Here is a 13,526-nt window from a genome sequence, read left to right as displayed (position 1 = left end):
CAGCCGCTGAGGAGCGGCCGTCAGCTGGGAGGTGTCCGCGTTCGGCTCTCGAACGCGGGCACCTCCCGCATGCGTTCGCGGGCGGGGTTGGAGAGCAAAAGGCGTGCGGTTGTCTTCAGTTGGTGAACGTGAGGGCTTGACGTGGCATTGGTCTAGTCCTACCTTCGCCGATGCGCCCTCAGTCATGTCGGAGTCCGCCGTTCACGGATCAGAACCGATCCGGGTGCGCGGGTCCGGCTGTCCGCTACCGGAAGGTCTCCCCCCATGAACAGACCGCGCATTCGGCTCAAGGCGCTGACCGCACTCGCCGCCGTCCCCGCACTCGCGGCGGGACTGCTGCTGGCCGCGGGCGCTCCGGCGCAGGCCGCGGCCAATCCGGGCCCCGGCTTCCCCGCGCAGTACGCGGCGCCCTACGCCGAGGTCTGGAACTCCCCGTCGGCGCTGGCGGCGGTGAAGAACGCCACCGGGCTGAAGTACTTCACCCTCGCGTTCGTCATCGACGGCGGCGGCTGCAACGCCACCTTCAACGGCAGTACCTCGGTCACCGACGCGAGCTGGACGTCGGCCATCAACACCCTGCGGTCCGGCGGCGGCGATGTCATCGCCTCCTTCGGCGGCGCGGGCGGCACCGAGATCGGCATCTCCTGTACGTCGGTCGCCGCGCTCAAGACCCAGTACAAGCGCGTGATCGACGGACTCAACCTGACCCGCCTCGACTTCGACATCGAGGGCGGCGCGCTCAACAACACCACCGCCAACGACCGGCGCAACCAGGCCCTCGCGCAGCTCCAGCAGGAGTACGCGGCGGCCGGCAAGAAGCTCGACATCGACTACACGCTCCCGGTCAACCCCACGGGCCTGGAGTCCAACTCGCTCAGCCTGCTGAACAACGCCAAGAGCAACGGCCTCAACGTCAACCTCGTCAACATCATGACGATGGACTACGGGCCGTCGATGGACATGGGCCAGGCGGCCATCAGCGCGGCCACCGCGCTGCACAGCCAGCTCGGCGCCATCTGGAACACCAAGACCTCCGCGCAGCTCTGGGCGATGGAGGGCAACACCCCCATGATCGGGGTGAACGACTCGACCAACGAGGTCTTCTCGACCGCCAACGCGCAGTCGTTGGAGACCTTCGCGAAGAACAACGGCATCCAGGAGCTGTCCTTCTGGTCGCTCGGCCGTGACAAGGCATGCGCCACCAACGGCCAGTTGTCGGACTCGTGCAGCGGCACACCCCAGTCGCAGTACCAGTTCTCCAGCATCTTCAACGCCATCACCGGCGGCGGCACCACTCCGCCGCCCACCGGCGGCGCCACCGGGCCGATCCGGTCCGGTTACGCCAACAAGTGCGTGGACGTGGCCTCCGCGAGCAGCGCCAACGGCGCGGCGGTCCAGCTCTACGACTGCAACGGCACCACCGCGCAGAACTGGACGGTCGGCAGCGACAACTCGCTCCAGGCGCTCGGCAAGTGCATGGACGTGGCCGCGGCGGGCACCGCCAACGGCAGCCAGGTGCAGCTCTACGACTGCAACGGCACGGCCGCCCAGAAGTGGACCCGCAGCGGCAGCACCCTGGTCAACACCGGCTCGGGCAAGTGCCTGGACGCGACCGGGCCCAGCTCCGCCAACGGCACCCGGCTCCAGATCTGGACCTGCGCGGGCGGTGCGAACCAGCAGTGGACGCTGCCTTCGTGACCCGCGCGTCCGCTGAGCGCTAGCTGAGCGGACAGGCGAATCGACCGGTCCCGGGCGGGGACGATGTCACCCGCCCGGGACCGGTGCGCTGTACCGCAGTGATCTTACGGGCTCCTCGCAAACAATCGACGTGGATACGTAAAAAATCTGCGGTACGGAGATATTGCGGAGTATGTGCGCGGGGCGGGAAGGAGTAGGGGGCGCCGCCGCTTGTCATCGGTGGCCCGCTGTCGATCCTTAACGAGGAGCCCCGATGAACAGCACGGAACTGCTGGCCGACGCCTTCGGCCGGATCCAGGAAGTGGTCCACGACGCCGTGGACGGCCTCACCCCCGAAGAGCTGGCCTTCCGCGTGGACGAGGGCGCCAACAGCGTCGGCTGGCTGATCTGGCACCTGACCCGCGTCCAGGACGACCATGTCGCCGAGGTCGCGGGCACCGAGCAGGCCTGGACCGCGCAGGGCTGGGACGCCCGCTTCGACCTGCCCTTCCCCGCCGGGGCGATCGGCTACGGCGACGGTCCGGACGACGTCGCCGCCGTCCGGGTGAGCTCCGCCGACCTGCTCACCGGCTACCACGACGCCGTATACGAGAACACCGTCCGCCATGTGCGGGAGCTGACCGACGACGACCTCGACCGCGTCGTGGACAAGCGCTGGAATCCGCCGGTGACCCTGGGCGTACGCCTGATCAGCGTCGTCTCCGACGACCTGCAGCACGCCGGGCAGGCGGCGTATCTGCGGGGGCTGCTGATGCGCAGGCGGTGACGGCGTCGGCGTCGGCCGTTCACCCTTCGGTGTTAGAGTTACTTAACCTAAGTTAAGTACCTGCGCGACCTGTGGGGTGTGAGGGTTGGCGAGCGAGAAGACGGCCGAAGAGCCAGCGGCACGAATACAACGGAGGCCACCGCGCATAGCGGCCGACCATCCGCGCTACAAATGGGTGGCACTGTCGAACACCACGCTCGGCATGCTGATCGCCACGATCAACTCCTCGATCGTGCTGATCTCGCTCCCCGCGATCTTCACCGGTATCCACCTCGACCCCCTCCAGCCCGGCAACGTCAGCTATCTGCTCTGGATGCTGATGGGATACATGCTGGTCACGGCGGTCCTCGTGGTCACCCTCGGCCGGCTCGGGGACATCCTCGGCCGGGTCAAGATCTACAACTCCGGCTTCCTGATCTTCACCGTCACCTCGGTGATCCTCTCCCTGGACCCGATGCAGGGCGGCGGCGGCGCGCTCTGGCTGATCGGCTGGCGCGTCGCCCAGGCCGTCGGCGGCTCGATGCTGATGGCCAACTCGGCCGCGATCATCACCGACGCCTTCCCGGCCCGCCAGCGCGGCATGGCGCTCGGCGTGAACATGGTCGCGGGAATCGCCGGATCCTTCATCGGCCTGGTCCTCGGCGGCCTGCTCTCCGAGTGGGACTGGCGCTCGATCTTCTGGGTCAACGTCCCGATCGGCCTGATCGGCACCGTCTGGGCCTACCGCTCGCTCCACGAGACCGGCGTCCGCCGCAAGGCCAGAGTCGACTGGTGGGGCAACGTCACCTTCGCCGTCGGCCTGACCGCGCTGCTCGCGGGCATCACCTACGGCATCCAGCCCTACGGCGGCCACACCATGGGCTGGACCAACCCCTGGGTACTCGCGGGCCTGATCGGCGGCGTCGCGATGCTCGCCGTCTTCTGCCTCGTCGAGGCCAAGGTGCGCGAGCCGATGTTCCCGCTCGGCCTGTTCCGCAACGTGGCCTTCGCGGGCGGCAACGCGGCCACCCTGCTCGGCTCCATCGCCCGCGGCGGCCTCCAGTTCATGCTGATCATCTGGCTCCAGGGCATCTGGCTGCCCCTGCACGGCTACGACTACGTCGACACCCCGCTGTGGGCCGGTATCTTCCTGCTGCCGCTCACCGTCGGCTTCCTGGTCTCCGGGCCCATCGCGGGCTACTTCTCCGACCGGTACGGCGCCAGGCTCTTCGCCGCCGCCGGATTCGTGGTGATGGCCGCGTCCTTCGCGGGACTGCTGCTGCTCCCCACCGACTTCAACTATCTGGCCTTCGCGTTCCTGATCTTCCTCAACGGGGTCGGCGGCGGTCTGTTCGCGGCGCCGAACACCTCGATCATCATGGCGAGCGTGCCCGCCGAGGCCCGCGGCGCCGCCTCCGGCATGCGCGCCACCTTCCAGAACGCGGGCATGGTGCTCTCCATCGGCGTGTTCTTCTCGCTCATGGTCGCCGGACTCGCCCGCTCGCTGCCCGGCACCCTCAGCAGCGGCCTGGTCGCCCAGGGCGTGCCGGGGGCCAACGCGCACGAGATCGCCAATCTGCCGCCGGTCGGCACGCTCTTCGCGGCCTTCCTCGGCTACAACCCGATCCAGCACCTGCTCGGCCCCGACCTGCTCGGCAAGCTCCCGGCGGCCAACCAGCACACGCTCACCGGCCGTGAATTCTTCCCGCACCTGATTTCCGGGCCGTTCCACGACGGCCTCGTGGTGGTGTTCGCCCTGGCCATCGTGATGTCCTTGGTCGCGGCGGGCGCGTCACTGATCCGCAGCCGCGCCGTCCGCGCGGCCCACGCCCCGCAGGAGTAACCGAACCGACCGAGGAGGCGCCCCCCGCCATGGACCACACCGACGGGCGCGGGGGCGCCACTCCGGCCGCGGTCGCGCTGATCGTGGCCCGGCTCTACCGCCAGCTCGCCCAGGCGTCCGCCGACGACCTCAACCTGACGTACGCGCAGCTCTCCGCGCTCGCCAGGATCGGGCAGTTCGGCCCCATCCGGCTCGGTGAACTCGCCGCCCGCGAACAGGTCGCCGCCCCCTCCCTGACCCGTACGGTCAGGCCGCTGTCGGAGGCCGGGCTGATCGGCAAGGAGGCCGACCCCTCCGACGGCCGCTCCTGGCTCGTCAGCATCACCCCGGAAGGGCGCGCCCTGCTGGAGCGCATCCGCCGCGAGCGGGCGGCACTGCTCGCCCGGAGGATGGCGTGGCTCACCGACGAGCAGCGCGCGACGCTGGACGCGGCGCTCCCCGTCCTGGAACTGCTCCTCACCGAACGGACCCTGCCGGACTGACCCCGGCGGACTGGCCTCCGGCCCTTACGGACTGCCTCCTCGGCTGCCCTCGCCTCTCAGGCGGGCTGCTCCGGCTGTCCGGGCCGCTCGGGCCGGCCCGGCTCGACCGGGGGCGCCAGCACACCGCAGTGCGGCGCGCACTCCGGCTGCGCGAGCGGCCCCTTCGCCCCGTCCTCGCGCAGCGCACCCGACGGCACCAGCACCGCGGCCAGCACCGCGGCGACGGCGCACAGGCCCGCACAGATCAGCATCGCCTTCCCGAACGCCGAGTTCACCGCGTGCGGCGACCGGTAGGCGTGGTCGGACAGGCCGACGGCCAGGGGGAGGGCCGCGACGATCAGCAGTTGCGCCACGCGGGCCGCCGCGTTGTTCACCCCGCTGGCCACCCCCGCGTGATCGACCTCCACCGAGGCCAGCACGGTCGCGGTGAGCGGCGCCACGAACAGGCACATGCCGAGCCCCTGGACGACGACGGCGGGCAGCACGTCGACGACGTACGAGGAGGTGTCCGGCGACACGCGGGTGAGCAGCAGCAGGCCGCACGCGGTGACCAGCGGACCGACCGTCAGCGGCCAGCGCGGCCCGATCCGCTGGGCGAGCGCGCCCGCGGGCGCGGACAGCAGCAGCATCAGGACGGTCACCGGCAGCGTCGCGAGACCGGCACGCAGCGCGCTGTACCCGGCGGCGATCTGGAGCTGCACCGGCAGCACGAAGAACACCCCGCCGATGGCCGCGTACAGACAGAGCGTCACCAGATTCATCGAGGTGAACAGCTTCGAGGCGAAGACCGACAGCGGCAGCATCGGGGACGGGCGGCGCCGCTCGGTGCGCAGGAAGGCCCAGCCGCACGCCAGACCCGCCGCCGCGGGCACGGCGACCGCGACGGGGGAGGGGTGACCGGACGCGCTGATCAGGGCGTAGGTGACGCCCGCGAGGCAGAGCGCGGCCAGTACCGCGCCCAGGATGTCGAAGCTCCCGCTCGCCGTACGGTCGCGGCTCTCCGGCACGTGCCGGACGGCGATGGCCACCACGACCGCCGCCAGCGGCAGATTGATCAGGAAGATCCACCGCCAGCCGGGACCGTCCACCAGATAGCCGCCGAGGAACGGGCCGATCGCGCCCGCCACGCCGCCGAGGCCCGACCAGGCGCCGACCGCCTTCGCGCGGTCCTGCGGGCGGTACGTGGACTGCACCAGGGCGAGCGAACCGGGCGTCAGCAGCGCCCCGCCCACGCCCTGGAGCGCCCGCGCCGCGATCAGCACGCCGCTGTCGGGTGCCGCGCCGCACAGCGCGGACGCCAGCGCGAACCAGACGACGCCGATGACGAAGACCTTCCTGCGCCCGTACCGGTCACCGAGGCCGCCGCCGAGCAGGATCAGCCCGGCGAGCGTCAGCAGATAGCCGTTGACGGTCCACTGGAGCGCCGCCAGGGTCGCGCCGAGGCCCTCCCCGATCCGGGGGAGCGCGATGTTGACGATGGTGCCGTCCAGCATCGCCATGCCCGAGCCGAGCACCGAGCAGGCCAGCACCCAGCGCCCGGTCGCCGAGGAGAGCCGCACACCCTCGGCGGGCGGCTCCGGATTACTCATGACCGTCACCATAGAGCGCCGGGAGCCGAGGCGTGAGTGTCGCGGCCCCGCGCCGCGGCAACCGTGAAAACCACGCCCGCCGCCCACCCCCGACCGTGCCCGCCAAGCGACCCCGACCACGCCCGCCGCGCATTCCCGACCGTGCCCGCCACGCGACCGCGACCGCGCCCGCTGATCACCGGCGCGCATCGGGGGTAAGAATGGTCAGGGCAGGCCCGACCGATGACGCAGCGAAGGAGACGCGGATGCCGCACGAGCGCGCCGGAACACCGGCACGGCCGGACGACCTGGTGGACGTACCCCGCCTGATCACGGCCTACTACGCGCTGCACCCGGACCCCGGCGAGACCGGCCAGCGGGTGGCGTTCGGCACCTCGGGGCACCGCGGCTCGTCGCTGAACACCGCGTTCAACGAGGACCACATCGCCGCCACCAGCCAGGCGATCTGCGACTACCGCACCGCGCAGGGCACCACGGGACCGCTCTTCCTCGGCGCCGACACGCACGCGCTGTCCGAGCCCGCGCGGGTCACCGCGCTCGAGGTCTTCGCCGCCAACGAGGTCTCGGTGCTGATCGACGAGAGCGACGGCTGGACGCCCACCCCGGCCGTTTCGCACGCGATCCTGTCGTACAACAGGGGCCGTACCACCCACCTCGCCGACGGCGTGGTCGTCACCCCCTCGCACAACCCGCCCGCGGACGGCGGCTTCAAGTACAACCCGCCGAGCGGCGGCCCCGCCGCCTCCGACGCCACCGGCTGGATCCAGGACCGGGCCAACGAGCTGATCGCCGACGGCCTCAAGGGCGTGCGCCGCGTCCCGTACACCCGGGCGCTCGCCGCCGACACCACCGGGCGCTACGACTTCCTCGGCCGCTACGTGGACGACCTGCCGTCGGTGCTCGACCTGGAGACCGTACGGCGCGAGGGCGTCACGATCGGCGCGGACCCGCTGGGCGGCGCGTCGGTCCAGTACTGGGGCCGGATCGCCGAATGGCACGGCCTCGACCTGACCGTGGTGAACCCGGTCGCCGACCCCACCTGGCGCTTCATGACGCTCGACTGGGACGGCAAGATCCGGATGGACTGCTCGTCGCCGTACGCGATGGCGTCGCTGATCGCCCGCAAGGACGAGTACCGCATCGCCACCGGCAACGACGCGGACGCCGACCGGCACGGCATCGTCACGCCCGACGGCGGCCTGATGAACCCCAACCACTACCTGGCCGTCGCCATCTCCTATCTGTCGCGGCACCGCGAGCAGTGGCGGCCCGACCTGGCGATCGGCAAGACGCTGGTGTCGTCCTCGATGATCGACAAGGTGGTGGCCGACCTCGGCCGTCCGCTGACCGAAGTCCCGGTCGGCTTCAAGTGGTTCGTGGACGGGCTGCTCGGCGGCACCCTGGCCTTCGGCGGCGAGGAGTCGGCGGGCGCGTCCTTCCTGCGGCGCGACGGCTCGGTGTGGACCACCGACAAGGACGGCATCCTGCTGGCACTGCTGGCCGCCGAGATCACCGCCGTCACCGGCCGCACCCCGTCCGAGCACTACGCGGACCTCACGGAGCGCTTCGGCGCCCCCTCCTACGCGCGGATCGACGCGCCCGCGACCCGCGAGGAGAAGACCGTACTCGCCGAGCTCTCGCCCAAGCAGGTGCCCGCCGCCGAACTCGCCGGAGACCCCGTCACCTCCGTGCTCACCCACGCCCCCGGCAACAACGCGGCCCTGGGCGGCATCAAGGTCAGCACCGACAACGCCTGGTTCGCCGCGCGGCCTTCGGGGACGGAGGACGTCTACAAGGTCTACGCCGAGTCCTTCCTCGGCGACGACCACCTCGCCACCGTCCAGGAGGAGGCACAGGCCATCGTCGCCCGTGCCCTGAACGGCTGACGGCCGAGCCCTCCACCCGACGGAGCGACCCCGGAGCGCGTGCTCCGCTCCGTCGGGTGAGGGACGACAGGCCCTTCGACGCGCGGGCGGCTCAGGCCAGTTGGGCGGCCTGGAGACCCGCGTACGCGCCGCCGCCGCGCACCAGCTCGGCGTGCGGTCCGACTTCCGCGATACGGCCCTCGTCCAGGACGACGATACGGTCGGCGTTGCGGATCGTGGACAGCCGGTGGGCCACCACGAAGACCGTACGGCCGCGCACCAGCCGGGTCAGCGCCTGCTGGACCAGCGCCTCCGAGCGGGAGTCGAGCGCGGACGTCGCCTCGTCCAGGACCAGCACGCGCGGGTCGCGGATCAGCGCGCGGGCGATGGCCAGCCGCTGCTTCTGCCCGCCGGAGAGCCGGGCGCCCCGCTCACCGACGACGGTGTCGAGACCGTGCGTCATCCGGTCGATGAACTCCAGCGCGTTGGCGTCCCGCAGCGCCGCCCTGACTCTCTCCTCCGGCACATCGGTCATGCCGTAGGTGACGTTGTCGCGGACGGTGCCCTCGAACAGGATCGAGTCCTGCGGCACCACCGACAGCCAGGTCCGGTAGTCGCGCAGGTCCAGATCCTCCATGTCGACGCCGTCGAGCAGAATCCGCCCATGCGTCGGCCGCAGGAAGCCGATCACCAGATTGAGCACGGTCGACTTGCCCGCGCCGGAACCGCCCACCAGGGCGACGGTCTCGCCCGGCCGCACGTCCAGATCGAAGTCGACCAGCGAGGGCCGGTCGCTCTCGGGATAGGTGTGGCCGACCCCGCGGAACTCGAAGTGCCCCACCACGCCCTTCACTTCGGCCTTGCCGTCGTTCTGCTCCAGGTCGGGCGCCTGGAGCACCTCGCCGATCGAGCGGACCGACTCCAGGCCCTTGCCGATCTGCGGGGTCAGCGTCAGCAGCGTGGTCACCGACCCGGTGAGGCTGGAGAAGTACGCGCTGAGCATCACCACGGTGCCCGCCGAAACGTTCAGCCAGCCGTAGTAGGCGACCAGCGCCGAGCCCGCCAGGCAGGCCACACCGATCGCGTTGAGCAGGATCCAGGCCAGCGAGCCGAACCAGCCGTTGAGCCGGTCGAGCCGCAGCCCCGCGTGCAGCACCTCGCCCAGCGTGCGGTCCACCCGGTGCAGCGCGGTGTTCTCCAGGCCGTGCGCACGGGTGATGGGGATCAGGGTCGTCATCTCGCTGACCCGCGAGGACAGTTGCTCCACCTGCTGGCGGAAGGACTCGTTGTCGTGCCGCAACCGGCGGCGCAGCCGCACCACCAGCATCGCGGAGGCGGGCACCACGATCAGATAGACCGGCAGGAAGGCGGGCGCCTGGATGCCGATCACCACCAGGCCGCCGCTCAGGGTGGCGATCGCGGCCAGACCGTTGTCGGCGGTCTGCTGCGCCGCCGTCTCGATGGTCTCGACATCCCTGATCACCTTGGCCTGGAGCACGCCGGCGCTGACACGGGAGTGGTAGCCGATGGAGAGCTGCTGCATCCGCTGGCAGATCGCGGTGCGCAGCCGGGTGCCGGTCCTGCGGATCGAGCCCTGCATGCAGCGCACGTACGCCAGGTGCAGCGGGAGGTTGAGGCTGAGGATCACCAGCAGGACGGCCGAGTTCCACCACAGCACCGATATCGGCCGGTGCTGCACGACGACGTCGACCACGTTGGCCGTGATGAGCGGCAGCAGCCAGACGGGGGTGTGCTTGGCGAAAAAGGCGAGTACGGCGAACCCGACCCGGCGACGGTCGGGTTCGAAGAGGTAGAGGAGGGTACGGACGGGGTGTTCGCCGCGGTAGCGGTGGCTGAGCGTGCCTTGCGGCAGCGCCATTGAAGGCTCCTCGAAATGACGTCTTCGCAGTACAGGTGCGCGCATGCGCCTCATCGCGCATGCGCCCGCCTTCACCTTAGAGCCGCTACAGCACCACGACCGAACGCAATACGTCGCCCTCGGACATCCGCGCGAACGCCGCCTCCACCTCGTCCAGCGCGATGGTCTCCGTGACGAACGCGCCCAGGTCCAGGCGCCCCTGGAGATGCAGGTCGATCAGCATCGGGAAGTCCCGCGACGGCAGGCAGTCGCCGTACCACGACGACTTCAGCGCGCCGCCGCGGCCGAACACGTCCAACAGCGGCAGCTCCAGCGTCATCTCCGGACTCGGCACCCCCACCAGGACCACCGTCCCGGCCAGATCGCGCGCGTAGAACGCCTGCTTGTACGTCTCCGGGCGGCCGACCGCGTCGATCACGACGTCGGCGCCGTTCCCGCCGGTCAGCTCGCGGATCGCCTCCACGGCGTCACGGTCGCGGGAGTTGACGGTGTGCGTGGCGCCCATCGCGGACGCCGTGGCGAGCTTGCGGTCGTCGATGTCGACGGCGATGATCCTGGCCGCACCGGCCAGCCGCGATCCCACCACGGCCGCGTCGCCGACGCCGCCGCAGCCGATGACCGCGACCGAGTCGCCGCGGCCCACGTTCCCGGTGTTGAGCGCCGCGCCGATCCCGGCCATCACCCCGCAGCCGAGCAGCCCGGCCACCGACGCCGACACCGCCGGGTCGACCTTCGTGCACTGCCCGGCCGCGACCAGCGTCTTCTCCGCGAAGGCGCCGATGCCCAGCGCGGGCGACAGCTCGGTGCCGTCCTTGAGCGTCATCTTCTGCTTCGCGTTGTGGGTGTCGAAGCAGTACCAGGGGCGCCCGCGCAGACACGCGCGGCACCGGCCGCACACGGCCCGCCAGTTGAGGATCACGAAGTCGCCCGGCGCGACCTCGGTGACGCCGTCGCCGACGGTCTCGACCACGCCGGCGGCCTCGTGCCCGAGCAGGAACGGGAAGTCGTCGTTGATCGCGCCCTCCCGGTAGTGCAGGTCGGTGTGGCAGACCCCGCACGCCTGGATCCGCACCACCGCCTCGCCCGGCCCCGGATCCGGCACCACCACCGTGTCCACCCGTACCGGCTCGCCCTTGCCCGGTGCGATCACTGCGCGGACTTCCTGTGCCATGTCCGGTCCTTCCCTTCGTCGTGTGCCCAGCGTTCGGCCACTGTTCGCTGCCGACGATAGGTGCCGCGACCCCGCGGCGGGCAGTACCCGGAAAGGCGCACATGGGTGGACCGGCACCGGGCATACGTCACTGCGGGCCACAGGTCGCCTACCGCTCGACGCTGTGAGGGGCACTTTTGACCACTGAGGACAGCGCGGTCCGCGGCACGCGGCCGGCTGACAGAAGACGGCTGCCGAAGACCGTCGCGACCTTCCGCGCCATCCGGGCCCTCGGCCGCGCCATAGGGGCGGCATGGGAGGAGGACGCCACGGAGCGGGCGGCGGCCCTCACGTACTACGCGGTGCTCGCGCTCTTCCCCGCGCTGCTGGTCACCGTGTCGGTGCTGGGCCTGGCGGGCGGTGCCTCGGAGAACCAGCTGGCCTCCGAGGTCACCTCCCTGCTCCCGACCGCGTCCCGGCCGATCGTCGCCTCCGCGCTCCAGGACATGGCCGACGACCGGTCCGCGACCCTCTCCCTGGTGATCATCGGCAGCGCGGGCGCCGTCTGGTCGGCGTGCAGCTACTCCAGCGTCTTCCGGCGCGCCCTGCACTCGATGTACCGGGTGACCGACCACCGCCCCGCCTGGCGCACCGCGCCGCGCATCGTGATCACCTCGGTGGCGCTGCTCGTCCTGCTGGTGTGCAGCGCCAGCAGCCTGGTGGTCAGCGGCGAGGTCGCCCACCGGATAGGGGAGCTGCCGCACATGAACACCCCCGTGATCACCGCCTGGCGGGTGTTGCGCTGGCCCTTGCTGCTGGTGCTGGCCGCCGCGCTGGTCCTGGTGCTCTTCCGCTCAGGTCCCCGCGGCACCCGCGGCCTGCGCGCGATGGCCCCCGGCGGCGCCCTCGCCGTCCTGCTGTGGCTGCTGACCTCGGTCGGATTCGCCGCGTACACCGCCCGCGCGGGCACGTACAACCGGCTCTACGGCCCGCTGGCCGGCACCGTGGTCTTCCTGGTGTGGCTGTGGTTCTCCAACCTGGCCCTGCTGGTCGGCGCCCACTTCAACGCCCAGCGGGCACTGGACGGCAAGGCCGCGCCGCCGCCGGAGGCCCCGGCGGCGTCCAAGACGCCGGAAGCGGCCCCGGACGTCGCACCGCTGCCGGTTCAGCCGCGGCCGGGCCGGAAACGGCGGTAGAGCACGACGCCGCCGAGCAGCAGGGCGGCGCTGCCACCGGCGGTGTACGGCAGGCCGTCCGCACCGGTGTGCGCCAGCGTCGGGGCCGCGGGGTCCTCGACGTTCGGCGGCGCGGGAACCGGAGTGTGGGCCGGGGCGGGCGGGGTGGTCGGCACCGGAGTGGGCTTGACGACCGGCGGAGTCGAGCCGTTCGTCGAGGTGTTGCCGGTGGAGGGGTTGCCGATCCCGACGACATTGACGCTGTTGCCGGTGATGTTGACGGGCACGTCGATCGGCAGCCGGATGCTGTTGCCCGACAGCAGGCCGGGCGAGTTACGGGTGCCGCCCGCCGCGTGTGCGCCGCCGCCCGAGCCCGAGTTCGTCCCGGCGGGGACGGCGCGCTCATCGGCCGGTGCGCCCGCGTGCCGACCCGGCCTGGCACCGGGGGAGGAGTGCGTGGCGGCCGGAGCCGAGGTGTTGGCGCACGCGTTGCCCGTCACCGGATTCAGCAAACCGATCACATTGATCGTATTTCCGCATACATTCACCGGAATGGAGACGGGCACTTCCACCGAATTGCCCGACAGGACACCGGGCGATCCGGTGGTGTCACCCTGGGCGGCCGAATCGGCCTGGGCATACCCGGCGCCCGCCAACAGACCGCCGGCGACCATGGCGGTGACGAGTCCCTTCTGGGCAACCCTGTTCATACGCTTTCCTGCCTTCCGGAAATCCTCACGGGCCGCATGCCCGCACCGGAGACAACGCGCTCAGGGCCAATCAGGTCATGGCCGACGGATAAATCACCCCAACGAGTGACCGTGTCGCGGCCTCGTCCCTGACGGGCCGACAGGACGTGCGGCCAGCACTTTTCCCGGTATTCCGGCTATCGGTTCCGCTATTCCTATGAATTACCCATGAGCGGCCGATGGAACGTGGTAACGGATTGTCCCGACACGACAGCGGCGGGGGCCCCCGGGGGGGGGGGCGGCCCGGGGGGGGGGGGGGGGGGGGGCGGGGGCCGCCCCCCCCCCCCCGCCGGGGGGGCGGGGGCCCGGGCCTGAAAAAGCTGGGGGGCCTGGGGACGCGGGGGGCCGGGC

The 13,526-nt window shown here is 71.2% G+C and carries 10 protein-coding genes; 6 read left to right on the top strand and 4 right to left on the bottom strand.

Translation table 11 applies throughout. The features are described 5' to 3' along the window. The first annotated feature begins 264 nt into the window (after positions 1–264). The 4 genes from ACFY9V_RS10065 to ACFY9V_RS10050 all read left to right on the top strand — a co-directional run bounded on the left by ACFY9V_RS10065 (position 265) and on the right by ACFY9V_RS10050 (position 4,768). The gene (locus tag ACFY9V_RS10065; protein ID WP_355347684.1) at positions 265–1,698 is read left to right on the top strand and encodes a ricin-type beta-trefoil lectin domain protein; all 1,434 of its coding nucleotides are present in this window, start codon (positions 265–267) and stop codon (positions 1,696–1,698) included. Between the two features lie 253 nt (positions 1,699–1,951). Continuing rightward, complete coding sequence (locus tag ACFY9V_RS10060; RefSeq protein WP_355347681.1) at positions 1,952–2,464, top strand: DUF664 domain-containing protein; 513 nt, start codon at positions 1,952–1,954, stop codon at positions 2,462–2,464. Between the two features lie 202 nt (positions 2,465–2,666). Continuing rightward, entirely contained in the window at positions 2,667–4,286 is a 1,620-nt protein-coding gene (locus ACFY9V_RS10055; protein WP_391161365.1) for an MFS transporter, read from the top strand. A gap of 29 nt (positions 4,287–4,315) precedes the next feature. Beyond that, positions 4,316–4,768, top strand: coding sequence for a MarR family transcriptional regulator (locus ACFY9V_RS10050; protein WP_391160640.1), 453 nt, complete (start codon positions 4,316–4,318; stop codon positions 4,766–4,768). Between the two features lie 56 nt (positions 4,769–4,824). Here ACFY9V_RS10050 and ACFY9V_RS10045 read toward each other — a convergent pair whose 3' ends face one another. Next, positions 4,825–6,357 (bottom strand): MFS transporter, encoded by a 1,533-nt coding sequence (locus tag ACFY9V_RS10045; RefSeq protein ID WP_355347675.1) that lies wholly within the window; start codon positions 6,355–6,357, stop codon positions 4,825–4,827. Positions 6,358–6,602: 245 nt separating this feature from the next. Between ACFY9V_RS10045 and pgm the strand changes: the two genes are divergently transcribed. Then, positions 6,603–8,243, top strand: coding sequence for a phosphoglucomutase (alpha-D-glucose-1,6-bisphosphate-dependent) (pgm, locus tag ACFY9V_RS10040; RefSeq protein WP_391160639.1), 1,641 nt, complete (start codon positions 6,603–6,605; stop codon positions 8,241–8,243). A gap of 91 nt (positions 8,244–8,334) precedes the next feature. On the opposite strand, the gene ACFY9V_RS10035 is transcribed toward pgm, so the two are convergent. Beyond that, complete coding sequence (locus ACFY9V_RS10035; RefSeq protein ID WP_391050739.1) at positions 8,335–10,101, bottom strand: ATP-binding cassette domain-containing protein; 1,767 nt, start codon at positions 10,099–10,101, stop codon at positions 8,335–8,337. A gap of 85 nt (positions 10,102–10,186) precedes the next feature. Continuing rightward, the gene (locus ACFY9V_RS10030) at positions 10,187–11,272 is read right to left on the bottom strand and encodes an S-(hydroxymethyl)mycothiol dehydrogenase (protein WP_355347666.1); all 1,086 of its coding nucleotides are present in this window, start codon (positions 11,270–11,272) and stop codon (positions 10,187–10,189) included. Positions 11,273–11,448: 176 nt separating this feature from the next. Here ACFY9V_RS10030 and ACFY9V_RS10025 point away from each other — a divergent pair, with 176 nt between their 5' ends. Next, positions 11,449–12,447 carry a YihY/virulence factor BrkB family protein gene (locus ACFY9V_RS10025; protein WP_355347663.1) on the top strand — a complete coding sequence of 333 codons (999 nt, stop codon included), beginning with the start codon at positions 11,449–11,451 and terminating at the stop codon, positions 12,445–12,447. Here the strand turns inward: ACFY9V_RS10025 and ACFY9V_RS10020 are convergent. Then, a complete protein-coding gene (locus ACFY9V_RS10020) occupies positions 12,417–13,136 on the bottom strand; it encodes a chaplin family protein (protein ID WP_391050741.1) in 720 nt (239 codons plus the stop codon). The genes ACFY9V_RS10025 and ACFY9V_RS10020 overlap by 31 nt on opposite strands. Positions 13,137–13,526 lie beyond the last annotated feature (390 nt).

Source organism: Streptomyces sp. NPDC008317 (assembly GCF_042955955.1).
In the GTDB taxonomy this organism is placed as follows: domain Bacteria; phylum Actinomycetota; class Actinomycetes; order Streptomycetales; family Streptomycetaceae; genus Actinacidiphila.
The sequence above is the reverse complement of the archived record's forward strand: the minus strand, read 5'-3'. Positions and strand labels throughout refer to the sequence as shown.